Source organism: uncultured Pontibacter sp., from assembly GCF_947499215.1.
GTDB lineage: Bacteria > Bacteroidota > Bacteroidia > Cytophagales > Hymenobacteraceae > Pontibacter.
Genome location: NZ_CANMNI010000004.1, coordinates 118,298 through 142,809, shown reverse-complemented (window position 1 = coordinate 142,809; position 24,512 = coordinate 118,298). Strand labels below are relative to the sequence as shown.

At 48.0% G+C, this 24,512-nt stretch carries 22 protein-coding genes; 10 read left to right on the top strand and 12 right to left on the bottom strand.

All coding sequences use genetic code 11. From position 1 onward, the window contains the following. Nucleotides 1-22: 22 nt before the first annotated feature. Complete coding sequence (locus Q1A04_RS18625; protein ID WP_299709201.1) at nt 23-697, top strand: porin family protein; 675 nt, start codon at nt 23-25, stop codon at nt 695-697. A gap of 146 nt (nt 698-843) precedes the next feature. Further along, nucleotides 844-1,503, top strand: coding sequence for a porin family protein (locus tag Q1A04_RS18620; RefSeq protein WP_299709199.1), 660 nt, complete (start codon nt 844-846; stop codon nt 1,501-1,503). Between the two features lie 71 nt (nt 1,504-1,574). On the opposite strand, the gene Q1A04_RS18615 is transcribed toward Q1A04_RS18620, so the two are convergent. From Q1A04_RS18615 to uvrA, 7 genes are all read right to left on the bottom strand, one after another. Beyond that, complete coding sequence (locus Q1A04_RS18615; protein WP_299709197.1) at nt 1,575-2,936, bottom strand: dipeptidase; 1,362 nt, start codon at nt 2,934-2,936, stop codon at nt 1,575-1,577. Nucleotides 2,937-3,028: 92 nt separating this feature from the next. Beyond that, on the bottom strand, nt 3,029-3,673 hold the full coding sequence (plsY, locus tag Q1A04_RS18610) for a glycerol-3-phosphate 1-O-acyltransferase PlsY (RefSeq protein ID WP_299709194.1): 645 nt from the start codon (nt 3,671-3,673) through the stop codon (nt 3,029-3,031). A gap of 165 nt (nt 3,674-3,838) precedes the next feature. Continuing rightward, entirely contained in the window at nt 3,839-8,620 is a 4,782-nt protein-coding gene (locus Q1A04_RS18605) for a hypothetical protein (protein ID WP_299709192.1), read from the bottom strand. Between the two features lie 21 nt (nt 8,621-8,641). Further along, nucleotides 8,642-9,472 carry a 50S ribosomal protein L11 methyltransferase gene (prmA, locus tag Q1A04_RS18600; protein ID WP_299709189.1) on the bottom strand — a complete coding sequence of 277 codons (831 nt, stop codon included), beginning with the start codon at nt 9,470-9,472 and terminating at the stop codon, nt 8,642-8,644. 9 nt (nt 9,473-9,481) lie between these two features. Further along, nucleotides 9,482-9,841: a hypothetical protein gene (locus Q1A04_RS18595; RefSeq protein ID WP_299709186.1), complete on the bottom strand. Its 360-nt coding sequence runs from the start codon at nt 9,839-9,841 to the stop codon at nt 9,482-9,484. 104 nt (nt 9,842-9,945) lie between these two features. Beyond that, on the bottom strand, nt 9,946-10,707 hold the full coding sequence (gene tpiA, locus Q1A04_RS18590) for a triose-phosphate isomerase (RefSeq protein WP_299709183.1): 762 nt from the start codon (nt 10,705-10,707) through the stop codon (nt 9,946-9,948). Between the two features lie 117 nt (nt 10,708-10,824). Further along, nucleotides 10,825-13,632: an excinuclease ABC subunit UvrA gene (gene uvrA, locus Q1A04_RS18585; protein ID WP_299709180.1), complete on the bottom strand. Its 2,808-nt coding sequence runs from the start codon at nt 13,630-13,632 to the stop codon at nt 10,825-10,827. A 301-nt stretch (nt 13,633-13,933) separates the two neighbouring features. Between uvrA and Q1A04_RS18580 the strand changes: the two genes are divergently transcribed. From Q1A04_RS18580 to nth, 6 genes are all read left to right on the top strand, one after another. Beyond that, nucleotides 13,934-14,059 (top strand): 30S ribosomal protein THX, encoded by a 126-nt coding sequence (locus tag Q1A04_RS18580; protein WP_299709177.1) that lies wholly within the window; start codon nt 13,934-13,936, stop codon nt 14,057-14,059. A gap of 433 nt (nt 14,060-14,492) precedes the next feature. Next, a complete protein-coding gene (locus tag Q1A04_RS18575; RefSeq protein ID WP_299709174.1) occupies nt 14,493-14,834 on the top strand; it encodes a hypothetical protein in 342 nt (113 codons plus the stop codon). Between the two features lie 195 nt (nt 14,835-15,029). Further along, nucleotides 15,030-15,419, top strand: a complete 390-nt coding sequence (locus tag Q1A04_RS18570; protein WP_299709171.1) for a group III truncated hemoglobin — start codon at nt 15,030-15,032, stop codon at nt 15,417-15,419. 398 nt (nt 15,420-15,817) lie between these two features. Continuing rightward, nucleotides 15,818-16,420 (top strand): sigma-70 family RNA polymerase sigma factor, encoded by a 603-nt coding sequence (locus tag Q1A04_RS18565; protein ID WP_299709168.1) that lies wholly within the window; start codon nt 15,818-15,820, stop codon nt 16,418-16,420. Then, on the top strand, nt 16,395-16,625 hold the full coding sequence (locus Q1A04_RS18560) for a hypothetical protein (RefSeq protein ID WP_299709165.1): 231 nt from the start codon (nt 16,395-16,397) through the stop codon (nt 16,623-16,625). The genes Q1A04_RS18565 and Q1A04_RS18560 overlap by 26 nt, the downstream gene beginning before the upstream one ends. A gap of 19 nt (nt 16,626-16,644) precedes the next feature. Beyond that, the gene (nth, locus tag Q1A04_RS18555; protein WP_299709162.1) at nt 16,645-17,331 is read left to right on the top strand and encodes an endonuclease III; all 687 of its coding nucleotides are present in this window, start codon (nt 16,645-16,647) and stop codon (nt 17,329-17,331) included. 60 nt (nt 17,332-17,391) lie between these two features. On the opposite strand, the gene Q1A04_RS18550 is transcribed toward nth, so the two are convergent. Continuing rightward, the gene (locus Q1A04_RS18550) at nt 17,392-17,898 is read right to left on the bottom strand and encodes a DUF4890 domain-containing protein (protein ID WP_299709160.1); all 507 of its coding nucleotides are present in this window, start codon (nt 17,896-17,898) and stop codon (nt 17,392-17,394) included. A 312-nt stretch (nt 17,899-18,210) separates the two neighbouring features. Here Q1A04_RS18550 and Q1A04_RS18545 point away from each other — a divergent pair, with 312 nt between their 5' ends. Beyond that, entirely contained in the window at nt 18,211-18,744 is a 534-nt protein-coding gene (locus Q1A04_RS18545) for a hypothetical protein (RefSeq protein WP_299709159.1), read from the top strand. A 1-nt stretch (nt 18,745) separates the two neighbouring features. Here the strand turns inward: Q1A04_RS18545 and Q1A04_RS18540 are convergent, their stop codons facing one another. Together Q1A04_RS18540 and gldB are read right to left on the bottom strand one after the other, a co-directional pair. Then, complete coding sequence (locus Q1A04_RS18540) at nt 18,746-19,948, bottom strand: glycosyltransferase family 4 protein (protein WP_299709157.1); 1,203 nt, start codon at nt 19,946-19,948, stop codon at nt 18,746-18,748. Between the two features lie 29 nt (nt 19,949-19,977). Then, entirely contained in the window at nt 19,978-20,970 is a 993-nt protein-coding gene (gene gldB, locus Q1A04_RS18535; protein WP_299709155.1) for a gliding motility lipoprotein GldB, read from the bottom strand. 67 nt (nt 20,971-21,037) lie between these two features. Between gldB and Q1A04_RS18530 the strand changes: the two genes are divergently transcribed. Then, nucleotides 21,038-21,715 (top strand): porin family protein, encoded by a 678-nt coding sequence (locus Q1A04_RS18530; RefSeq protein ID WP_299709152.1) that lies wholly within the window; start codon nt 21,038-21,040, stop codon nt 21,713-21,715. 79 nt (nt 21,716-21,794) lie between these two features. Here the strand turns inward: Q1A04_RS18530 and Q1A04_RS18525 are convergent, their stop codons facing one another. After that, nucleotides 21,795-23,381 (bottom strand): Rne/Rng family ribonuclease, encoded by a 1,587-nt coding sequence (locus Q1A04_RS18525; RefSeq protein WP_299709149.1) that lies wholly within the window; start codon nt 23,379-23,381, stop codon nt 21,795-21,797. 208 nt (nt 23,382-23,589) lie between these two features. Next, the gene (locus Q1A04_RS18520) at nt 23,590-24,453 is read right to left on the bottom strand and encodes a tetratricopeptide repeat protein (RefSeq protein WP_299709147.1); all 864 of its coding nucleotides are present in this window, start codon (nt 24,451-24,453) and stop codon (nt 23,590-23,592) included. Nucleotides 24,454-24,512 lie beyond the last annotated feature (59 nt).

The window sequence follows — 24,512 nt, the reverse complement described above, 5'->3', positions numbered from 1 at the left end:
CCAAATTAACCAATTACGAATTATGAAAAAGCTACTATTAATGTTCGTGTTTGCAGCATCTACTGCATTTGCCGCTCAGGCTCAAAATGCCAGCTTTGGCATTAGAGGCGGCGCCAACATCTCCAACCTTTCAGGTGATCTAAGAGACGAGGACCGTTTCGAGAATAAGGTTGGGTTCCATGCTGGTGTCATGGCAAACTTCGGCATTGTCGACAATTTCTTTTCTATCCAGCCGGAGTTGCTTTACTCTGTGAAGGGCTTTAAGCATGAAGATTCTGAATTCACTTTGCCTCTCCTTGGCCAAGTGAGACGCAGAGAAGGTAAAGTCCATTATAATTATTTAGACCTACCCGTAATGGCCAGAATCAAAGCCGGACCTCTTTACTTTGAGGCTGGTCCGCAGGCTTCATACCTTCTAAGTGTTAAAAATGAAACTAGAACCTATGATGGAAGCGGAAACCAGATATCTTCTAATATAGACGAAAAAAGCAAATCAGGCTTGGAAGAGTTTGAGGTAGGTTATGTAGCCGGTATCGGTTTCACATCTGCTAACAACGCCATCAGCTTCGGTGTGCGCTACAACGGTGCCTTCAGCGACTTTGTGAAAGAGGACGTTAATTTTGAAGGTGACCTGACCAATGCACGCCACTCTACCTTTATGGTGACGGTGGGTCTTGCCTTGCCAACAGGCAGATAGTAACCTACCAAAATATTTGAAAGCCGCCGGGTATTATACACTCGGTGGCTTTTTTGTACCTAGTCCATTATCTTGTTGCTAACTATTTTGGTTTCCGAAGAGTACAATCTAGCAAAGCTCTATCCGACATTACTAGAATTGAAACTATGAAGAAGATTATCCTTTTTGCAAGCCTAATGCTTTTCGGCATGCTTTCGGCAGAGGCGCAGTATTATCGTTATGGCGTAAAAGCTGGCGGTGGCTTCTCGACTGCTGTGGGCAAGGACGCACCCTCCGATCAAATCAATCACTTGGCAGGTATACACGGCGCCTTCGTGTTCTCTTATGAGTTCGCCTCAAGGTTAGCTGTGCAGCCTGAACTGCACTACAGCCGCAAGGGTTTTGTGTATGATGCCTACACCCGCAACACAGCTCCAGAAACTGCCTTAACCGGTGACCTTCGCCTCGACTATGTTGAATTGCCCTTGATGATTAAGTTGCAGAAAGCGGCACTGTTTGTTGAAGCAGGTCCTTACATGAGTTATTTACTCAACGTGGGTAATGAAGTAAATATCGTTAGCACCGACCCTGCTATTGATCCTCCCGCAATTTTTAGCCGAGCGGATTTCAGCCGAGACGATTTTAACAGCTTTGATGTGGGTTATGCCGTTGGTGGCGGTTTGATGCTGGAGAGCGGTTTCTTTCTGAACGTGCGCAACACCGGTAGCTTGCGCCCTTTCCCTAAAAACGATCTGACCCAGCGCAACCTCGTCTGGCAGCTTGCAATCGGCTATCTTATACCTGCGCGAAGACCGGGTAACTGGTAAGCTATACCTATACCTTTAAAGAGAGAGCCCCACTACCAAAAGCAATGGGGCTCTCTTCTATCAGTATAAGTCTATTTACTCATTTCCGCATAGTAGCGGTAGAACAGCGGAATAGTCTCTATACCTTTTAGGAAGTTGAACACGCCAAAGTGTTCGTTTGGTGAGTGGATCGCGTCTGTATCCAAACCAAAGCCCATCAGCACAGAGTCCAGTCCAAGTTCTGATTTAAACATAGGCACAATCGGAATAGAACCGCCGCTGCGAACCGGCACTGGCTTTACACCGAATGTATCTTCATAGGCTCTTGCCGCCGCTTGATAGGCAACCGAATCAGTAGGCGTTACAACTGGCTCGCCACCATGGTGTGGTCGCACCTCTACTTTCACGCTCTTCGGGGCGATACTTTCAAAGTGCTTCTTAAATTTCTCTGTAATCTCTTCTGACGTTTGGTTAGGTACCAGTCGCATCGAGATCTTGGCAAAAGCCTTGGAGGCAATAACCGTTTTAGCACCTTCTCCAATATATCCTCCCCAAATGCCGTTCACATCCAGCGTCGGGCGGATGGAGTTGCGCTCCATCGTAGAATAGCCTTCCTCACCGTGTACGTCTGACAGGTCAAGGGCCTTCTTATACTTCTCCAGATCAAAAGGGGCACGAGCCATCTCGGCACGCTCCTCTTGGCTCAGTTCCTGCACATTGTCGTAAAAACCGGGTATGGTGATGTGGTTGTTCTCGTCGTGCATCGACGCGATCATCTGGCACAAGATATTGATCGGGTTGGCCACAGCACCGCCGTAAAGACCAGAGTGCAGGTCACGGTTCGGGCCGGTTACCTCTACTTCCACATAGCTCATGCCTCGCAGGCCGGTGGTAATAGACGGTGTATCATTACCCAACATACCTGTGTCTGAGATCAGAATCACGTCCGCTTCTAATTTCTCTTTGTTGTTCTTCACGAAAGTGGCGAGGTTTGCAGAACCTACTTCTTCTTCACCCTCGATCATGAACTTCACGTTGCAAGGCAGCGCGTTGTTCTGCATCATCACCTCAAAAGCCTTCACGTGCATGTACATCTGGCCTTTGTCGTCGCAGGCACCGCGGGCATAAATCTTGCCGTCTTTTATGACCGGCTCAAACGGAGGCGAGTGCCACAGTTCGTACGGGTCGGCGGGTTGCACGTCGTAGTGACCATACACTAGCACCGTAGGCAAAGCCGGATCCATAACCTTTTCGCCATACACGATTGGGTAGCCGGCAGTCTCGCATAGTTCCACGTTATCGGCTCCGGCATCGCGTAGCTTCTGGGCCACGAAATCAGCGGTGCGCATCACATCCTGCTTGAATTTAGGGTCGGCACTCACCGACGGAATGCGGAGCATATCCATCAGCTCATTTATAAAACGGTCTTTGTTGTCAGCGATATATTGATTCATAGTCTAGATAAAGGTTATGCCCTAAAGGTACAAAAAAAGCCATCCTTCGGAAAGGATGGCTTTTAGAATGCTTATACCTGTGCTTGCTATACCTATTTGCGAAGCCCCAGTTTGATGTTTGCCTTACTCTCTTCACCGTGTATCAGGCGGTTGATGTTCTTACGGTGCGTTAAAACCACCACTGCAAACACCACAAATCCGAATATAATCAGGATCGGATTGTCAGGATGGAAACGCGGCAACAAGAGTAGAATTGGAAACGCAAGCGCCGCGATCATAGAGCCCAGTGACACATATCTGGAAGTGAAAAGCACGATCACAAAGATGACCATGCACATCAGCGCCACTTCCAAGTGTATGGCCAGCATCATACCCAGTAAAGTCGCTACTCCTTTGCCGCCCTTGAAGCGTTCGTACACCGGAAAGATGTGTCCTACCACAGCCAGCGCGCCCATTGCCAACTGATAGATAATCAGGTCATCGGCAGGCACTGCGTTGAATATGACCAGCAGAGCAGCCAATGAGGTGGCCACCCATCCTTTAAAGATGTCGATCAGCATTACGATAGTACCCGGCTTTTTGCCCAGTACGCGGAATGTGTTGGTCGCTCCGGAATTTCCACTGCCATGTTGGCGAATGTCAATTCCGTAGTAGGCTTTGCCGATCCAAACGGCGGTGGAGATAGAACCTATCAAGTACGCTACTAAAAATAAAGCGGCAATTAAAAGTATGTTCATGACCTGTGTGTCAGCTTTTTAGTTTAGCATTAACTATACCTAACAGAATTAAGTGCAGTTTTGCCCGTGTTTTTTTCTCAGAAAAGAACCCAAATATAGGCACTTGTTAATTTAATATCCAAAAAGAGGATGTCTTTCCCTATACGGCCGCAGTGCAATTTTCGGTTACTGCCAGCCCTCCTCTTCATTGTTTCCTTTCTTTTTCTTCTTCTTCTTTCTGGTATCCTCCTCTTCGTCCTCGGCAACATTAAAACCGCCCTGCTCCGCTATTGGAGGCTGGGTCGCCATTTTAAAGGAGTCTTTACCGTTCAGGTAATCGTGCTTGAACTGGTCCACAAAACGGTTTTTATCAATGTCCTCACCGAAATACATGCCATATTTACGGGCACGGCCGCCACTAGCTTTCGAGCGAATGGTCTTGTTCAGATCAGGATCAGATGACAGCACTACAAGGCCATTTTCCAGATAACTCAGGAACACCCATGTATAAGGATCAGCCTGCAGGTATATATGTACAACTGGCTCCCCGTTCAGGTCCTGCTTTATTTCCATGAAGCCATCCATGTTGGCACCAATCTCATCCTTCATAACGTTTGACAGGCCAAGCTTGCCTACGCTATACCAAGCGTTTGTCTTATTGGACCAACGCAGGTCCACACCGTGGAACACCATACTGCGCACCAGCTTATTTGATAGTTTAGGTAGCGTAACTTGGGCGCCTTGGTCGCGGTAGCGCTGGGCATCACGGTTACCTACTATACTTCCTAGTTTGTAAAGCATTTCCTCATCACGCCCTACCTCGCTTCCATCCTTTATAGCTGATTCACTCAGCTTCTTACCTAATGCTGCGATTACCGGCGACGGCATGGTCATATCGAAGGCCATCAATGCGTCTATAGCATAAAAGCCGCTATCCGTTTTGGCTATACCATTACCCGTGGACTCGATACTGAAGTTTTTCAGCGGGCTTGTCAGGTTTAGTTTACCTTCGAAGTGCACTGTTTTAGAGCCTTCATTATAGCGTAGTTCGTTGCCTTCATAAGACCCTGTAGCCGAACGAGCCGCATCCGTTATCTTAAACTCGCTGCGCTCCTTATCATAGGATAGGTCCCCGTCAACTACAAAAATATCCAGATCGTCGTCATACTGCTTCTTCGACACAAAAGTGTTGTATGGCTTGAACGTTCCGCGAGAAAGATGCAGGCCCGTAAACAGCTGGCTTCCGTCCGGTGCTTTTTGCTTCATAATCGGGATGCGCACATTGTCCGGATTCAGGGAGTCACGCTTAAACGGAAACCAATCAGAATCTTCTTCATTGCCTGTAAAGTTTAGTTTCAGATCACCGTCGAAGTCCATATGAGGCCTGTACGAATACATATTCACATTGCCTCTATAACGAATGTGCGGGAAGATGTAGAAGTTGTCACTCTCCCGTACCAGTGCCTGTGCATACGTTGTATTAACATGCTCTTTCTTTTTAAGCTGATGCTGCTTGAAGGCAAAATCGGCAAACTGCAATCTGAAAGAGTCGGCAGCCGCGTTTTGGTAATCACGCGTAGCCGAGCCGCTGAAGGCGTTACGCGAAAGCACATCAATATTACCAGCGTATAGCTGATGGAAGTGGCGCACTGAATCTGCCATTACACGTGCATTACGGAGCGTTTTAATAGTTGCTCCCTCTGCCACGGCAACCTTGCCGCTGTCAGGTATAATGTGTACATCACCTACCGGAATGTAAGGCACCCCTCCTGCCAGAATAGAGTTCACTTTCAAATCATACTCGCCGGTTGCTGCGCTAAAATATAGGCCTTCCTGCGCTGGGTGCTGGGAGTAAAAGTAGTTTTTGCCACTGGTATTATCCGCGACTAAACTTACTTTCTGCTCTTTCATATCCCAAGTGGCACGGCTCATGGACGTTTTGTACTGGGTTTTCGGGAATTCTATACTGGCGACCCCTTTCTGCTCACTGCCAAATTCTACGAACCGTTTATCCAGATCATAGGCAATCGCCATATCCTGTGCTTTCATGGCAGGTTTGCCCTCCACATCCGACTTCACAATCATCTGGGCATTGTTGCCAGACAGGCTGCGGCCTTTAAAGAGAAGTTTATCTGATACAATATTGGCATCGGCGTTATCCAGTTCTCCACTGCCATAAAGACCACCCGGGGACAACTTGGCCGTACCCGTGAACTTATACCCCTCTTTATAAATCTTCATCGGGTCTTCAGCTAGAGCCATCACATACATGGTGTCCTGCTTGGGCACCCAGCTCATTTCGTAATGCCCAAATGTAGCTACTGGATAATCAGCTGCTCCGCCGCCGGCCTCCACTTTGGCGCTCGTTCCTTTTTGTGTCACCACCCGGTCGAGGTAGTAAGTATATTCTGGCGCCTCGAAAGTAGAGGTCAGGTACTTGAGTGTGCCTTTGCTCTGTATACCTGCCGAACTCATCATGATGGTGTCGTAGGCAACACCTTTGCCTCCAAAGGCAGGTAGTCCCTTCGCTCCCGGCTGGTAGTAAAAGCCCAGCGTTTCATCCGGCATCATAACGATCTTAGTCTTAATCGGCGGGAAGATGCCTCCTGAATGGAAGGTACCATTAAACCCGATCATGCTTTTCCCTTTGCTTAAGCTGTCTAGTTTATAAGAAGGGATATCGAAGTATACCGTACTATCATAGGCTCCGCCCAGTACATCAGGACGTCCGAAGGCTACCTGACCACCCATTGGCGAATCAAATTTAGGATACTCTGGAAAGTGCTTGCGACCTGACTTGTTCGTCGGCTTGTTGATATACAGCTTACCCGACATTTTACCAGAACGGCTTGTCATTACCTGCTCCAGCACTTGCTTATTGCCGGCAGAAACACGGCGTTTCTTTGTCACAAAAGCCACGGTGTCCAGCCTTTGCATATCGATCATGAAATCGTTGTAGTCGAACTTGAACTGGGAACCTCGGAAATTTAGGCGGCCGGCGTAAAGCTTTCCACCAAACTCCATGTTGCGGTTATCCAAGAGATGAACAATGCTGCTGTCAGGTACAGCGTATACCGTAGATGAGTCGTTATTAAAAGCGATCTTCTCCACACCGCGTACGGTCAGCCTGTTGTTACTCAGGTTTAGTGTGGCATTACGCCCAGATGGCACCACCGACTTGATTACCAAGTGGTCGAAATCGCTTAAGTTTTGGGCGGCGCCCACATAGTGCCATGCTTTTGGCTTCAGGGAGATGTAGTTCGATTGGCCATCATATTCCAGATAACCTTCGCGTGCCAAATTGATGGCGGCCTCTCTTATGGCTTTTTCGTTTACTTTCACTGCTTTGGCCACGTCATAAGCGTAGAACTCGCTTGTTTTCGCCTTGGCCGCGTACGACACTAACACCTGCAATGGGTGGAAGCTTGCCACGCCCACCAACTGTTGAAAGCGCATGTTCGAGTAGTACTGAGACGACTCCAGTTGCACAGGAATAAGCGTCTTGGTATTTAAGATAGAAAAATTGACAAAAGGGGTTTCCAGATCCCAAGACAGTCGCTCCGCCGTAATCTCAAATTTATGGAAGCTGTCGTAGAAAGGAGTTTTGCTGTACATACCCTTGTCGCGGGTTAGCGCTAGTTCGCGTGTGGGCTTCGAATACCGTAGCTGCATAGCAGGGTGTGTAAGCGAATCTTTGCGCTGGTTCTGATAAATGGCTACGTATGACCTGCTTGCCAAAATCGTGGAGTCATTTAGGTTGTAGTTGCGGGCCATGGACCGAAACTTCTTCTTCCCACCCTCGAGCACTGCCAAAGACGAGATGCTGCCATCGAGTGGTTTACTGCCGATCAGGTCACCAGCCAGCGTGAAGCCCCCAGTGTAGGCGATATCTTTCCCCAGACTATTCACCTTTGCATCGTTGGTGAACGATGCAAAGCGCGGGTATGTCTTCTCACCGTTCTTCCCTCCTTTGGTGCTCCTAAACTCAAATACACCCTCGATCGGGGCATCGAGCACAGCCTTGTAAGTAATGGTGGCGTCGGGCACTTTGAAAGCCGGTGCCGTAATATCAAAGCTATAAGCCCTGAAGTCGGCTGATACAGGTTTACTCTCCACTTCCCAAGCAAATGAACCGCCCTCACCCACAAACAGGTTGGATGCCAGCATCAACTGCCCGCTTGTTTTGGTAATGGCGGTAGAGTCATGTATAGTCGCAAAGCTGAGGTTCACATTGTTCAGCTTCAGCACCGGTCCTGACACTTTAGGCTGGGCCGGGATGAACATCTTTTTGAATTCCTCGCGGCGCTTTTTCTCAGCCGCTTTCGGATCTACTTTTTTGGGAGTAGTCACTACTGTACCCCAGCCATCATCAACTACTGTTTCCTGTCCTTCAGAGGTAATCTCATCATCCCAAGAAAAGTTATCCCAGTCGCTACCTTCTGCCGCTTTGTCTTTTTCTTTTGTAACGGCTTTGCCCTCGTAAGCAAAGCTTACGGTGCCGCCTATGGTGCGCAGTGTGTACTGTTTATTCTGATACAGTATGCCAGACGACAAGTAGCTGCTGCTGTTATGAAAAAAACGATCAAGGGCTACCCCCTCTTCCTGCTGCACGGCTTTGTCCACTACTTCCAGCATGTTGTCGATCTGTGCGCCGCGCATGTTGTGGTGGTTTACTGCTCCAACCAACATCTGGTAGAAGTCTGCATAGTGCGGATTGACGCGCAGTTTCTTGCGGTACATGCGTTGCGAGATATCAACTACATGCTGCTTTTGCTTATCGGTGAGGCGCTGGTTGCCCCAAACGCTTTCTAATGCCGCACCGAGCTGTTCAGCATCTTTTGCCTTGCCCGTTACCAGCATGTTTTTGGCATCGATGATATACTGCGCCGGCTCTGTCGACAGTTTGGTCTGGGCCTGCGCTGCAAAAACAGCCAGAAAGAAGAATAAGGGTAGAAGTTTATGTTTCATAGGTCGGAATGAGATTACTAATTAGCTATTCTTGAAAATGGCAGAAACCCAGTTATTCTTTGTGCGGTGCGACACATAAGCCAAGCCCAGTTCGGCTGCACGCTCCTGTAGCGCCGGCAGGTCTTCGGTATAGAAACCGCTCAGCAACAACGTACCGCCCGGCTTAAGCACCGCCACGTAGGCCGGCATATCTTCCAGCAACACATTGCGGTTGATATTGGCTAGGATAATATCGTAAGGTTGGTCACCTTCAATGGTCTCTGCCCCTCCTAACCGCACGTCGATGGAGCCATAGCCGTTCAGCTCGGCGTTCTCGCGCGCGTTTTCAACGGTCCAGTCCTCTATTTCTACGGCTACAATCTCGGCAGCGCCCAGTTCACCCGCCATAATGGCCAGTATACCTGTGCCGCAACCCATGTCCAGCACGCGCTTGCCTTCATGGCTGATTGTCAGCTGGTTTTCGATCATGAGCGTGGTTGTCTCGTGATGACCAGTGCCAAATGACATCTTCGGGTTGATCACGATATCATATTTCGCCTCAGCGGGTTTCTCGTGAAACGAGGCTCTTACAGATGCCTGCCCCCCGATAAAAAGCGGCTCGAAGTTACGCTCCCACTCCTCATTCCAGTTCTGGCGTGCGATCTTCTGTACCTGATATTCCACCGGCGCAAAGTCAGCGTAACGGGCCAGCATGCCGTCTAGCTCCTCTTGGCTGAATTTGTCTTCATCAATGTAAGCATTAAAACCTTCGGCTGTGTCTTCGAAGGCATCAAATCCCAATTCACCCAACTCAGCGGTCAGGATGTCGGCAAACTCAGGGTTTACTTTTAGGGCTACTTCTATAAAATCCATGTGAATAGGTTAAGGGCGGCACGCTGCATAAGAGCGTACGTCGGTAAAGTGTACAGTAAAGTCAGCGAAATTTCGGTTATCGGTCACGAAGAGCACGTGGTCGGCAAAGGCTTTTTTATTGGTGATATGCCAGATCGCCGTGCCGTCTGCAAAAAGCTTGTTGCTTTCGCGGTATACTACCATTGACGCGAAGGCTTCGTCGTCGCCAAGGTATACTGTATAAGCGGCCGTGTTTTTATACCTTGGGTCGCGCTCAAGGTATACAGAGCCGTAAATGCGGCAAATGTCTTTGTTAACGGCTGTTACAGAAGGCGTAGCAACCGGCTGAGGCGCCACCAAATAAGGCAGAAGCGCGAGCCAAAAGGTCATTAACAGAATCATAAGCTATAATTTAGCCAAATATAACTATATCTTCAACAAAAAAGGCTGCCAACTTTATCCGTTGACAGCCTTTTTTCCTGTGTTATCCTATTTTAGAAGGATTTGATAATATCGGTAAAGTCGCGTGACTTGAGCGAGGCGCCCCCGATCAGGCCACCGTCCACATCAGGCTGCGAGAACAGCTCGCGCGCATTGCCCGGGTTGCAGCTGCCGCCATACAGAATGGAACAGTTGAAAGCCGCCTCGGCATCGAACATGCGGGACAGCTGCTCACGGATGTAAGCGTGCATTTCCTGCGCCTGCTGGCTGCTGGCCGTGCGGCCGGTACCGATGGCCCAGATCGGCTCATAGGCCACCACTACTTTGTCGAACTCCTCGTTGCTCAGGTAAGAGAGGCTATCGTGTAACTGCTTGCCTACGTAGTCGAAGTGACGGTCGGCGTCGCGCTCTTCCAGCGGCTCGCCGCAGCAAAAGATCGGAGTCATACCCTGTGCAATGGCTGCCTTCAGCTTCTTGTACAAGGTCTGGGCATCTTCGTGGTGGTACATGCGGCGCTCGCTGTGGCCGATGATCACGTACTGCACACCCACAGACTTCAGCATGCTGGCCGACACTTCGCCAGTATAGGCGCCGCTTTCGTGCTCACTTACGTTCTGGGCAGCCAAATACATCAGGTCATTACCCTGTGTCAGTTTGCCTACGCTCTGCAGAAACGGAAACGGAGGCGCCACAATCACGGTCACTTCACCGTTCACCTCGTCCTTCACCATGTTATCGATTTCCGATACCAGCGAAAGCGCCTCCTCATAAGTTTTATTCATTTTCCAGTTACCTGCAACGATTCGTTTTCTCATGTTTTATAGTTTGATGTTGATGATTGATTGCTCTTATACGGCCCGAAACAGAAATTGCTCCCGCCAATAAACAGAAGCAATTTCTAATTTTTAATTTATAATTTCTAATTATCCATCCTACAACCGGTCCTTCAGGAACCTTGCCGTGTGGTTATCCTCCAGCTTCGCCATTTCCTCAGGTATACCTTCAAACAGGAGATAGCCTCCGTTTGTACCACCTTCCGGGCCAAGGTCGATGATCCAGTCGGCACACTTCACAATATCCATGTTGTGCTCGATGATCACCACGGTGTTGCCATTCTCGATCAGCGCGTTGATGGACGTGAGCAATTTGCTGATGTCGTGGAAGTGCAGACCGGTGCTTGGCTCATCGAAGATGAATAAGATGTCTTCCTGATGTGGTTGCGCTCCTTTGGTCAGGAACGAAGCCAGCTTCACGCGCTGCGCCTCACCACCCGACAAGGTGTTGCTTGACTGCCCCAGACGGATGTAGCCTAAGCCCACGTCATTAAGTGGTCTTAGCTTTTCGATGATCTTCGACTGGTCAGCGAAGAAGTCTATACTATCTGCGATGGTCATGTCCAGTACCTCCGAGATACTCTTCTCCTTATACTTGATGTCGAGCACATCCTGTTTGAAGCGCTGTCCATTGCAACTCTCGCAGGTTAGGTAGATGTCGGCCATAAACTGCATCTCGATCTTCACCTGTCCTTCGCCTTGGCATACCTCGCAGCGACCGCCCTCAATGTTAAATGAGAAGTGTGACGGCTTAAACCCGCGCGACTTGGCAAGCGCCTGATCAGCGTATAGCGCACGGATGGCATCGTAGGCTTTCACGTAGGTTACTGGGTTAGAGCGCGACGATTTACCGATCGGGTTCTGGTCCACGAACTCCACGTGTCGGATCTTGTTGTATTCGCCAGCCAATTTGTCAAACTTGCCGGTAGCCTCCGAGGTGGAGCCGTGCAGCTTTTGCATGGCCGGAGCCAGTATTTTTTTGATCAGAGTGGATTTGCCGGAGCCACTCACACCCGTCACGACCGTCATCACGCCCAAAGGCACTTTCACACTCAGGTTTTTGAGGTTGTTCTCGCGGGCGCCCTGTATCTCAATGGCGTTGCGCCACTTGCGGCGCTTGGCCGGAACAGGCACTTCCATGCGGCCACTCAGGTATTTGGCGGTATAGGTATCCCCTTTCGCTGCCAGATCTTCAAAACTGCCTTGGAACATAAGGTTGCCACCGCCCGATCCGGCCTCCGGACCGATATCGATTAGTTGGTCAGCGGCACGCATCATCTCCTCTTCGTGCTCCACCACGATCACAGTGTTACCCAAGGCCTGCAGCGAGCGCAGCACACCAATCAGTTGCTCAGAGTCTTTTGGGTGCAGACCGATGCTCGGCTCGTCGAGGATATACATAGATCCCACCAAGGCGCTACCCAGCGAAGTCGCCAGATTTATACGCTGGCTCTCGCCACCAGAAAGCGTGTTGGATAGTCGATTGAGTGTCAAATACCCCAAACCCACTCGCTCCAAATAGCCTAGTCGGTTGGTTACTTCTGTTACGAGGCGGTCGGCTACATTCAGGTCGTGCTGTGATAACTCGATGTTTCTAAAAAACGGTAGCACATCCGTAATCGGCATCAAGACCAGATCGGTAATGCTTTTGCCATTCACTTTCACATAGCTGGCATCCTTGCGCAAGCGGGAGCCTTTGCAGTCGGGGCAGGTGGTACGGCCACGGTAGCGCGACAGCATCACGCGGTACTGTATCTTATGCGTCTGGGACTGTAGATGTCGGAAGAAATCATTCAGCCCCTCAAAGTACTTATTGCCGGTCCAGAGCAAGTCCTGTTCTTTTTCAGAAAGCTCGTTGTACGGACGGTGAATCGGGAAATCAAAGCGGATTCCATTTTTCACCAACGGCTGCAGCCACTCGTTCATCTTCTCAGAGCGCCACGGGGCAACTGCTCCTTCGTATACCGTCAGACTTTTGTCAGGTATAACCAAGTCTGGGTCTATACCTAGCACGCTGCCAAAACCCTCACAAGTCTGGCAGGCGCCATAGGGGTTGTTGAAGCTGAAGAAGTTCACCGACGGCTCTTCGAACACCATGCCGTCTAGCTCAAAGCGATCTGAGAAAACACGCTCCTCGCCATCACCAAACTTTAAGCGGCACTCGCCGTGGCCTTCGAAAAAAGCGGTCTGCACCGAATCCGCAATGCGGAACTGCAGGTCTTCATCGGATTTGTAGATTACGGCACGATCCACGAGGATGTATACCTCTTTGCCTAGCTTCGGCTTCTTTTCTTCCAGCAGCTCTTCGATGAAGTATACCTGCCCGTCGGCATATATTCTAGAATAGCCTTTCTGCAGCAAGAGGTCGAGTTCTTTAGCCAAGGTGCGCTCTTTATGCAGCTGCAGCGGAGCCAGTATCATCACACGGGCTTCATCCTCAAGTGAGAAAATAAAGTCCACCACATCGGCCACGCTGTCTTTCTGCACCACCTCTCCCGAAATCGGCGAAAAGGTCTTGCCGATACGGGCGTACAGGAGCTTCAGATAGTCATAGATCTCAGTGCTAGTGCCTACAGTGGAGCGGTTATTCTTGATGCTGACCTTTTGCTCGATAGCAATGGCCGGGCTGATGCCTCGGATGTAGTCCACATCGGGCTTATCCATACGTCCCAAGAACTGGCGCGCATAGGAGCTCAAGCTCTCCACGTACATGCGCTGCCCCTCGGCATAAAGCGTATCAAACGCCAACGAGGATTTGCCAGAACCGGAAAGCCCCGTGACTACAATGAATTTGTTGCGCGGCAGGGCCACGCTCAGGTTTTTAAGATTGTGTACCCGTGCCCCTTTTATAATAATGTGCTGACGAGGATCGAGGGTATCGAGGTTTTGATCGGATGTGTTTGCCATATAAACTTAGCATCGGCGACTTGCAAAAGAGCGGAAGCGCCTGAACTTGTCGTTGCTCTAAAATAAGATGTAAAGATACGAATACCCGCCATGTGACAAGGCATCCTTTTGAAACAGCTCCAGCCGCAAAAAGGTTTAGGTTTACGAGAGTTTGAACACGATAATCAAGCATTTCGGGCAAAGCCTGTAATGCGCTCAAAAACAGACGCAAGCCATACCTTGAAAGCGCTCCACCTAAACTGCCTTCGACCGCTTGCGTATGTATGGGTTGCTATCAAAAATCATTTAAACCAACAGCAATATGGGAAAAGGAGATAAAAAGTCTAGAAAAGGCAAAATTGTGAAAGGCACGTACGGCAACAGACGCCCACGCAAAGCCAACAAGCAAAAAACAGAAACCCAAAAGAAAGAAGCGGCCGCTAGCTAAGCAAAAGCACTTTTCTACTAGAAAGCCCAAGGCTTTACCTTCCGTGCATGCGCAAGGCAAAGCCTTGGGCTTTTGTGTTAAAAAAACCAGCATGGCCCTATTAAGCGAAGCTAATCTCAATCGCTTTATCCATGAGAATCAGGAGTATCTGAAAAATTTAATTTTTTCGGCATTTAAGTGTAACACTCCTATGCTTATCAAAGTATAATTTTTTTAGGGAGGCGGCAGAAATCCCTCAGCTCACAGCCCGCTTCCAATATCAAGTAGTCAGTGGCGACCAACCTACGCCAAGCGCAGACCACCGACGCCAATAGTGCATTTTATTCTTTTGTTAACAATCCTTTTTTGGGTTAACGCAAGCTACTCGAAGACGTATCTTCGGCAAGGCCTTGCTGACTTTATTTAGATTATTAATTTTAAAAATATCGACATTATGGAACAACTGGACATCCGTAGTTTATTGGAGAACATCGAGAAGAAGGTGTACCAGCAGGAAATTACTTCAAGCACTGACGTAACTAAACTGATAAACACCGAAATTACAAACGCCATCAACCTAAACTCAAAGGTTGCATCTGACAACAATGCCTCTAAATACCAGAATATCTCCTGCACCACCATTGAGTGCTACTTGGAGCATCTGAAGGCAGTAGAGGCAAAGCTGCAGAAACCTTGCGACATCACAGCGCAGTGCAAGCCTGTAGAGGAACGCGAGATTAACCGCCGCTTGTTGCTTATCCTTAACAGACTGAAAAGGTATAGCCGCGAGGAGTAAAGATCATCAGGCAATTTGTCAAACCTATCCTTCGTACAGAACCTAAACTCTGACGAAGGATTTTTTATGCCGTTTAGTTTAAGCTGTTGCCTTCCCTTATTTTCAGTCCCGTTGGCCAGATAGTGACCAATGTCATTTTTGTGAAGTATCCATACCAGTACTTTTGCAAAACCATAGGTTTCAATGGAGGAGAGTATGAAGGCAGATATAAAAGACGAACAAGATATAAAGGTGTTGATAGACGCTTTTTATGCGAAGGTAAACGAAGACGACTTGCTCGGACCTATTTTCAATGGTTTCGCTAACGTAAACTGGGAGCACCATCTCCCCATTATGTACAGCTTTTGGAGCTCCGTCTTGTTTGGCACCATGGCCTACAAAGGGCAGCCCTTTCCGAAGCACATGCGCTTGCCTGTCGACAGACAGCATTTCGCACGCTGGGTAACGTTGTTTACAGAGACGGCAGACGAGTTGTTTGAAGGAGAGAAAACAAAAGAACTGAAGCAAAAGGCATCCAGCATTGCGCAGGTGTTTCAAATGAAGATGGGCCTGATCGGTATAATAGGCAAAGAGCTTACAAGCTAGATAACTAGATAAAAAGAACTGATTTAAAAAGGCGGCAGGCAGACCAATAAAAATTGATCTGCCTGCCGCCTTTTTGGTGCCATACCAGTATCAGAGAATGATCACATTTCTATGTTTACTACCTCAAAATCAATAGCCTATCATAAATCACTATATGTGGAAAACTAAATTTAACTCAGAGCATATACGTTTATATTATATTGCCGTATATTAGAGAACAGTAATTCTGCACCCAACATATAGCTCCTTTAATATTTTTTGTTAAGGAGAGGCAGCTGTGCTTGCACAGTCAAAATGCTTTCCCTATATTTGATTTACACTTCAAAAAAATATTTGTTCTAACAGCTTAACGCAACAATATGGTATAAAGCTCTACGTTAAACTAATGTAGCTTTACGATGAATACAACTACCCAGCTGAGCGATTCCGAACTGGTAACGCTCTACATCGCAGGTAATGAAAATGCGTTTGAACAGCTAGTAAACAGACACAAGAACAGAGTATTCACAACGATCTTACTGATTGTTAAAGACACGTATACCGCTGAGGACCTCATGCAGGATGCTTTTATAAAGGCGATCCATACTATGAAAGGCGGCAGGTATAACGAAGAAGGCAAGTTCTCGTCATGGATATGCCGTATTGCGCACAACCTCGCAATCGACTTTTTCCGTAAAGAGAAGCGAAGCCCGATGATCACGCTGGAAGACGGCAGTAATGTGTTCAATGCTTTGTCTTTTGCCGAAGACTCCGCTGAGTCGCAGCAAATCAAAGAAGACACCCATGCCCGACTGCGCGAGCTGATCCAAACGCTGCCACAAGCGCAGCGGGAAGTCCTCATGATGCGCCATTACGCGGACATGAGCTTTCAGGAGATAGCCGAGGCAACCGGTGTGAGCATCAATACAGCTCTAGGTCGTATGCGCTACGCATTAATCAACCTAAGAAAAAAGATGCTAAACAGCACCATTGCTTATGATAAAAACCTCTACTCAGAATGAGCTGATCCAGTATGTATACGATGAGTTGGCAGACCCAGCCCGCACGCAACTGGAAACAGCGTTGATGCACGACAACGAGCTGGCAGAAAGCTGCTCTGATCTCATGCTAATCCAGCGATTGCTTGACGGCGCACACAAAAGCCCAAGTAAGCGGTCTATCAACAACATTTTAAATTATTCAAAAAGCTTAAGTTTGCAGTCGTAACCGGCTGCAAACTTTTTTTATGCGCAAACGAGAACGCTACAAGCTCCTGATCGAGCACTTCACCCAAAACTTCCCGGACCCTGAAACGGAGTTGGCTTATTCCAACCCCTATGAACTCATATTGGCGGTCGTGTTGAGTGCCCAGTGCACAGACAAGCGGGTGAACATGGTCACGCCTGCCCTGTTTGAGGCTTTTCCTACACCGGAGCATCTGGCTGCGGCTTCCCCTGAAGAGATTCTGCCGATCATTAAAAGCATCTCTTACCCCAACAACAAGGCCAAGCACTTGGCTGGGCTGGGAAGAATGCTGGTGGAACAGTTTAACGCTGAAGTACCAAGCACTGTGGAGGAATTAGTGAAACTGCCGGGTGTTGGCCGGAAAACCGCCAATGTGATCGTGTCAGTGATCTGGAACCAGCCAGCCATGGCCGTGGATACGCATGTATTCCGGGTGAGCAAGCGATTGGGGCTCGTATCCAAAACAGCTAAAACACCGCTGGATGTAGAAAAAGAACTTGTGGCCAATCTGCCGCAGGAGCTGATTGCCAAAGCACACCACTGGTTAATTCTACATGGGCGCTACATCTGCATTGCCCGGCGCCCGAAGTGCGAGGAGTGCCCGCTCACCCATTTCTGCCAGTTTTTCCAGAAGCACTACCCGAACATACCCGACGACCCTGAAAATAAGGTTGGCGGTATAGCCTAATAAAAAAGCGAAGACAGACCTTGTGGTCTGCCCTCGCTTTAACTATGGGATCTTTGAGGATTACTTTCCTTGCTGCTGCTTTTTCTGGTAATCGCCTTTTTTCTGAAAGTCACCTTTACGGCCTTTCTTACCCTCAGCACGCTTCTGTTTCATTTCAGCTTTATCAGTTTCGTACTTGGCAAACTGCTCTGCAGATAAAATGCCTTTCAACTCTGCCTGCCATTTATTATGGCTTGCTTTTCTGGCTTCTTGCATTTGAGCTCTTTGCTCTGCTGTTTTCTCACCAGTTGCTTTATAGCTTTCGCGCATGGCTTTCATTTCTTGGGCATGACGCAAGTTCAGGGCCTGCAGTTGGTTTTTCTGAGAGGCATTAAGCTCAAGTCTCTGAGCCATACGGTCAGTTTTCATCTGGGCCATTTCCTCAGGGTTTTTCTGCGCCTTATGCTTCATGGCTGCACGCATCTCACTGCGTGGCTTGCGGTCTTGCTGCGTAGTGGTGCTGGTCTGAGCATAAGCGCTACCGGCAACTAACACGCCTAATGAGAGGGCTGCGATTAACTTCTTCATATTTTTTTCTCCTTATAACTAGTATGTTCAGTAGCAAAGCGCAGGTCTAAGATAAGAAATGTGCTCTGCTCATTTCCTATATCCAAAGGTTGTGCCAGAAATGAAAATTGTTTTACAACAAAAAACTACTTCACTTTAAACCACCTGCACGAGGTACTTACCAGTTCCCTTATCTGAATCAAAGAAAGGCCTATAAAGGCGATTAACGCCATATGCCCTTTTTTGATTCAGATCCGCTGGTATCATTTAGTTATATTACTATATTTAAAAGTCTAAATAACTTACTTACCACTTAATTTATCAATACACCTTATGAGAACATCTTTACCTTCTAAGTTCGTGCTTACTGTAGTTTTCCTTCTTGTTGGTGCTTCTATCTCTGTAGCCCAGACAAAATTTGCTGAACGCAAGGGTGGCCATGCCTATAAAATGGATATACCTGATTATATGGTAAAGACATTTGACCTAAACGATGTGGCCAGCCTGCAGTACTACAACAAAACCAAAGAGGCCTACACCATTGTAGTAGACGATGAGAAAGAGCACTTAGAGCTACTAGGCATGAAATTTACCAGCGCAGAAGAGTTCCTAAATAACTTTGCAGCTGACTATAAAAAAGAAGAGAAGAAAAGGAAACTGGGGAAAACAAGAAGCTTTGAAGCCAACGGAAACAATGTGGCGCAGACTGAGCTAAGATGGAAGGATGAAGAAGGAGAGTTCTTTATGCTGATCTCAGCAGTGGAAACCAAAACACACTTCTATAAAGTGCTTTGCTGGACACTAGCAGCTAATGAGGCCCAGCTGAAGGAAGACTTTAAGCAACTCTCTGCCAGCATACAAGATTAAGCTATACCTTACCAGCTACCTGAAGTAAAATTGACTCTACTTGGACAGCTAACTGCTGCCTATCAAATTGCTGCCTAGCTACCGCTTCGCCACGCATACCGGCTTGGCGAAGCACCTCAGGTCTGGCAAGTTTCTCCTGTATTTTATGGGCTAATGCCTCTGGCTGACCTGCAGGGCTATACCATCCGCAACCGTGCTGCTCTACAAAAGCTTTGGTCCATCCGGGGTTGGTAACAATAACCGGTGTGCCGCAGGCGAGGCTATCGTAAAGCTTGGCGGGGGAGTTAGAACTTAGTACCGGCAGATCATTAAAAGTAATTAACGACAGGTCGGCAAGTTTGAAAAGACTGAAAACATCAGGCCGTGGCTGAGGAGGCAGTAGCCGCAGGTTCGGAAGCCGAAGGGCCAGCTTTCTTAGCTCCTCGTCATAATAACCCCCGCCTGCCAGCACAAATACGATATCCTGCTGATCGACCATCAGTTCGGCTGCCTGCATGATAGTGGGTATATCATTTGCACGGCCAAAAGTCCCCGCATAGAGCACCACCTTCTTCCCCTTTAGCTGGTAATTTTCCCTAAGTGCCTCCACCTGCACATCAGTCGACGCATCGGCCATTTCGAGATCGGTACCATTCAGGATAGTGCTTACTTTATCACGCGCTATACCTTGCGCCACCACATACTCTTCCATGTCGGGTGAGAGCGTAATAATATGGTTGGCACTCTGGTATAAGTTCTTCTCCAGTCTATAAAGTCTGCGCTTGAGCCATTCTTTTTTAACGGCTCCCATCTCGATCGGAAAGCTTGGCCAGAGGTCCTGTACCTCGAACACCCAAGGTATATTTCGCATCTTCGCCACCCGGGCTGCCATCCAAGGAGTGGAAAGCGGTGTCGATACCCCCCAGATAACATCGGGTTTTGGCATGGTTAAGCCTTTGGAAAGGCTGTAGGCTGCGAAACCACCGTAGGAGACTAAGCGACGGCGGACCCCCATCTTGTTGCTGTAAGGCACCTCCTGCTCATATAGCTCCACTCCCTCCGGCACCCACTTATAATTATTTGTGATGCGCAGCTCTTTCCAAGCACTGCTGGTTACCAAGCTCACCTTGTGCCGCTTTGCCAAGTACTCCAGAAAGGTATAGTGCCGACAAGTTGCCGGGCAGTCTGGATTATGATGATGCTGGTTAAAAATAGCTATATGCATGCGCAGGAACAGAAAAGGCGTTGAGCTAGTTAACGCTTCTCAGGCTTATACTTCGATTCGTTGAAAATTTTCTGATAGTCGTCATCGGCCATCAGTTCCTGCAAAGTAACCTTTGGATTACGCTCCATGTATTTGCGCACGATCTGCCAGCCCAACCATGTGCCTAATCTTCCCGGAGAGGTCGGATCTATCTCAGGCGTGTTCGGACGCTCACCGATGTATTTGTTTACCACAAAGGGGCTTTTCTCATACAATAGGCTTTGCTCAACGAAATGTGCCCAAATGCGGCCCTCGTTATGGTTCACATCTGCCAATTGCTGTCCGCTATACCCAATTATAGTCGAATCGGGGGTGCAGGGCATAATGGACTTCACAAAATAGTAAGCTTTGCCGGTGTTCACCATTTCAGCCAATAGGCTGCGCTCCAAGAAGCTGGTTTTGTTAAAGCGGTTAGATAGTAGTAGCATAGCCGCGGGCACCATGTTCGGGCGCTCATAGCGCTTCAGAATATAGTCATATGTATCTGGACGGTAACTGGCGTCTTTTCCTATGAAAAAATCGATACCTAACACCAAGAGGCTGTCGGACACCAACAGATCTTGGTTAAGGCCGGAGACAAATGTTTTAACCTGTGGTTCCTTGAATTCGGGATAGTAATATTTAATAGACTTAAATGCGGTTTCTAGCTGCTGCTTCTCGCTTGCCATGTCGCCAAACTTCTCATCAGCCTCCTGCGCCAGTTTCTGTAGTTCTGGGTTTGTGGCTAAACTATAAAGTGCATTTATAACAGCAGAGTCTGAAGGATAGCTTTTACGCTGTATGAAACGCTCCGCAAATAACGGGTTGTCATTCAGAAAAGTGGCGATTTCCTGTTTGGAAGAAGCTTCAAAAAAAGGTTTCTCCAAACGGTCAATCTGTACCGTGACTGGTATACGTTCAATTTCCTCAGGTAATTCGCAGCCTTTTTTCTTGCAGCTAAAAAGCAACATGATGGTTGCGAGTAAGAATAATCTGTAATACATTGCCGAATATTTGACACAAAAATACAGGGTTATCCGGTATTAGAGTAAATTAACTCATTAAAATAATATGCAATTTAAGAAACTCGCATTCCTACTGCTGTTTTTGGGCATCACTTCCACGGCTATGGCCCAAATGGAAATCGGCATCCAGTTTTCTCCTACTATCTCAGGCAACCGCTTTATTGCGGAAGACCGGCATAATTTTGAAAAGTCCAGCAACACGCTGCGCTTGGGAGTAGGTGTAGTCGGTGACTACTTCTTCTCAAACAACTATGCGTTCAGCTCAGGGCTGATGTACCGTAGCAAAGGTTCTAAGATTAGCTATACTTACATGACAGAAGGAGGCGACGGCCAAGTTATAGCTACGCCAGAAACCGATGAACTGACTGTGCAGTACCTTGAAGTACCCCTCACGCTAAAACTTTTCACTAATGAAATAGCTCCGGATGTAGTATTGTACTTCCAAGTAGGTGGTGCGCTAGGTACGAAGGTATCCGGCCAAGTAGACCAGAAAAAGGTAATTAACGGCGAGAAGACAGCGAAACGCTTTAATATTTTTGAAACGAGTGCTGTACTCGGCACCGGTGCTGAAATGCAACTAGGACAGAGCACGAAGCTGTTTGGTGGTGTTACCTACTTGCGCGGTCTCAGCAACATTGATGACTACTATAAGGAGCAGTTAAACGATAAAAACCTTGCCATTAAGAACAACGGTGTCTCCATTGATGTGGGTATCAAGTTCTAAGGTGTACCCAACAAAATAAAAAGGCCGCTCCGAGCAATCGAAGCGGCCTTTTTATTGCCTTATATCTGATTAGAATTCCTTATTCCTCCACACCATTTACCTCCGTCAGGGCGGTGCGCAGTTCAATTTCTTCGCCTTTGTCGTCCATCACCTTAAAGTCGGTAATGCCAAGCGAAGTATCTTTCACAAATTTCACCCACTTAAAATAGTGGAAGAACCACTTCATCTGCTTTGAGATCACCCCTGTAGTATAATAAGAATACAGGAAAGGGTGCACGTACAGTGTCAAACTCTTGTGATTGTGACTTGTTAGCAGGTCGTCTACCGCTACGTCTATTTCATCTGTAATCAGAATGCTGGCAGAAATTTTACCAGTGCCGTTGCAAGTAGGGCATACTTCGCCGGTCACGATATTCTGCTCTGGCCTTACCCGCTGGCGGGTGATCTGCATGAGGCCAAACTTTGAGATAGGCAGAACTGTCGACTTGGATCGGTCTCGCTTCAGCTCCTCTTTTACTACCTCGTATACTTTCTGGCGGTTTTCAGGCGACTTCATGTCAATGAAGTCCACTACAATGATACCACCTATATCCCGGAGTCGCAGCTGACGGGCCACCTCTCTGGCAGCCATCATGTTCACATTCAGCGCGGTAGCCTCCTGATCGGTTTCGGTATTAGATTTGTTCCCACTGTTCACATCGACTACGTGCAGGGCTTCGGTGTGCTCTATTACCAGGTATCCGCCACCTGGTATGGTCACTGTTTTCCCGAAAGCAGCCTTTAGTTGCCGCTCGATGTTAAAGTGTTCGAAGGTTTTGGTCTTACCGGTATAATGCTTCAGAATTCTTAATTTATCTGGCGCAATGCTACCGATGTACGCTTTGATCTCGTCATAGAGCGACTCGTCGTCGACTACTATGTTGTCAAAGCTTTCGTTCATTAGATCCCTCAGTATGGACGAAGAACGTCCTAGCTCACCAATGATCTTGTCATTTGGCTTAGCCAGCTTCAGCGATTTAAAGCCCTCTTCCCAGTTTTCGACCATGTTGCGCAGGTCTCTATCGAGCTCTGCAACTTCGCGGCCCTCGGCCACCGTCCGAATGATCACGCCAAAGTTCTCCGGCTTAATCGAAGTGATTAAACGCTTGAGACGTGTCCGCTCCTCTTTACTTACGATTTTCTTGGATACGCTCACCGTGTTTGAGAACGGCACAAGCACCAAGTATCGCCCGGCGAGCGAAAGCTCACAGGAGAGTCGTGGACCCTTGGTTGAAATCGGCTCTTTGACAATCTGGACCAACAGCTGCTGCCCTTTCTTAAGGACATCAGCTATTTTCCCGAGTTTGTCAATCTCAGGCTCGAATTTTGTCTGGTTAAGCTTTGCAGAAGCGTTCTTCTGAGTCTGTGCTGCCTTTACAAACTTGTTTAGCGTTTTGACATTGGCTCCCAGATCATGGTAATGCAAAAATGCATCCTTATGGTACCCAATGTCAATAAAAGCAGCGTTTAGGCCTGGCATCACCTTCTTTACAGTGCCTAGGAAGATATCCCCAACGATATAGTTTGTATCCTTTTTCTCGTGGTGAAACTCGACTAGTCTTTTATCCTGTAAAAGGGCGATGCGCTCTCCATCCTGAGTAGAATTGATTATAAGCTCGTTACTCAATTTCTCTCAAAGATTAGTTGGATGTATAGACCAAAGCCCACAATTGCAGAAGCAATGTGGGCCTCAATTAACGCAGAAGAAATTATTTCTTCTTATGTCTGTTCTTTCTTAGACGCTTCTTTCTCTTGTGAGTGGCAATCTTATGTCTTTTTCTTTTCTTTCCGCAAGGCATAGTCTTGAAGTTTTTATTAAATGAATGTTTCTTTTATTACAATTTCGCAAGATACTCATCAACTGAGGCATTAAGGGCAGGGTCGCTGCTCATCGTTTTTACCTTGTTGAAAGTTCTGATAGCTTCTTCTTTCTTACCGATCTCAGCCAATGACACCGCTAGATAAAAGGTCCCTTCCACATGTTCCGGATTCACTTCTACCAAGTTTTGGAATCGCTCAGCGGCTTTGTCCCACTGCCCGGACTGCACTGACAGGATACCTAAGTTAAATAACGCCTTCTGATTTTTCGGGTCTGCCGAAATCACCTCTCGCAACAGCGTAATACCCTGCATTGGGTTTTCGCTCGCGATATAGGTCATGGCCACATTTGTCTTTGCGTCCATGTCACTCGGGTTGTTCTTCAGCACCTGCTCGTACATCTTACGCGCCTTGCCTCCCAGTTCGCTGGCCCGCTGCTGCGTTGCCGCATAGGTGAAGGCCTCGAAATACTGGTCGCCAGCTTTGCGGAAGTTCTTCTCGCCCGGACGAGCTTCGGCTGCTACTTCATAGTAGTAACCTGCGCTGTCGAACTTGCTGGCCGCGGCATAGGCCTCTGCCAGTTCGCCGGCAAGAAGGCCGCGTGTTTTAGCGTCAGATGCTTTGTTATAACGGGCACGCACAGTGGCCAGTTCCATCATCTGCTCCGGTGTAGCCGAGGCATGCACCCCATCAGCCGCAGCAGCCGGTGAAGGGCCGTGGTCGTGACCATCATCCTCTGAGTGGCCTTCCGGAATAGCGGAAGTCTGTGCAGTGGCTACCGAACTGTCATCATCCTTTGTTACGACCACTTTAGGCAAAAAGAACATGGCCGCTGCAAGAGCGATAGCTGCAACAAGTATGATTATTTGAGCGCGTGACATTCTATTTTACGTAAGTGGCTGTTTTCTAAAGGATAAACAAACAATCGGCAAATATACGA

Coding starts and splice junctions, on each gene's coding strand:
- Q1A04_RS18605 (WP_299709192.1), bottom strand. CDS start 8,620: ATGAAACATAAACTTCTACCCTTATTCTTCTTTCTGGCTGTTTTTGCA.
- Q1A04_RS18575 (WP_299709174.1), top strand. CDS start 14,493: ATGGAACAACTGGACATCCGTAGTTTATTGGAGAACATCGAGAAGAAG.
- Q1A04_RS18570 (WP_299709171.1), top strand. CDS start 15,030: ATGAAGGCAGATATAAAAGACGAACAAGATATAAAGGTGTTGATAGAC.
- Q1A04_RS18545 (WP_299709159.1), top strand. CDS start 18,211: ATGAGAACATCTTTACCTTCTAAGTTCGTGCTTACTGTAGTTTTCCTT.
- Q1A04_RS18530 (WP_299709152.1), top strand. CDS start 21,038: ATGCAATTTAAGAAACTCGCATTCCTACTGCTGTTTTTGGGCATCACT.
- Q1A04_RS18560 (WP_299709165.1), top strand. CDS start 16,395: ATGATAAAAACCTCTACTCAGAATGAGCTGATCCAGTATGTATACGAT.
- plsY (WP_299709194.1), bottom strand. CDS start 3,673: ATGAACATACTTTTAATTGCCGCTTTATTTTTAGTAGCGTACTTGATA.
- Q1A04_RS18520 (WP_299709147.1), bottom strand. CDS start 24,453: ATGTCACGCGCTCAAATAATCATACTTGTTGCAGCTATCGCTCTTGCA.
- nth (WP_299709162.1), top strand. CDS start 16,645: ATGCGCAAACGAGAACGCTACAAGCTCCTGATCGAGCACTTCACCCAA.
- Q1A04_RS18550 (WP_299709160.1), bottom strand. CDS start 17,898: ATGAAGAAGTTAATCGCAGCCCTCTCATTAGGCGTGTTAGTTGCCGGT.
- uvrA (WP_299709180.1), bottom strand. CDS start 13,632: ATGGCAAACACATCCGATCAAAACCTCGATACCCTCGATCCTCGTCAG.
- Q1A04_RS18540 (WP_299709157.1), bottom strand. CDS start 19,948: ATGCATATAGCTATTTTTAACCAGCATCATCATAATCCAGACTGCCCG.
- Q1A04_RS18565 (WP_299709168.1), top strand. CDS start 15,818: ATGAATACAACTACCCAGCTGAGCGATTCCGAACTGGTAACGCTCTAC.
- gldB (WP_299709155.1), bottom strand. CDS start 20,970: ATGTATTACAGATTATTCTTACTCGCAACCATCATGTTGCTTTTTAGC.
- Q1A04_RS18595 (WP_299709186.1), bottom strand. CDS start 9,841: ATGACCTTTTGGCTCGCGCTTCTGCCTTATTTGGTGGCGCCTCAGCCG.
- Q1A04_RS18615 (WP_299709197.1), bottom strand. CDS start 2,936: ATGAATCAATATATCGCTGACAACAAAGACCGTTTTATAAATGAGCTG.
- Q1A04_RS18620 (WP_299709199.1), top strand. CDS start 844: ATGAAGAAGATTATCCTTTTTGCAAGCCTAATGCTTTTCGGCATGCTT.
- Q1A04_RS18580 (WP_299709177.1), top strand. CDS start 13,934: ATGGGAAAAGGAGATAAAAAGTCTAGAAAAGGCAAAATTGTGAAAGGC.
- Q1A04_RS18625 (WP_299709201.1), top strand. CDS start 23: ATGAAAAAGCTACTATTAATGTTCGTGTTTGCAGCATCTACTGCATTT.
- prmA (WP_299709189.1), bottom strand. CDS start 9,472: ATGGATTTTATAGAAGTAGCCCTAAAAGTAAACCCTGAGTTTGCCGAC.
- tpiA (WP_299709183.1), bottom strand. CDS start 10,707: ATGAGAAAACGAATCGTTGCAGGTAACTGGAAAATGAATAAAACTTAT.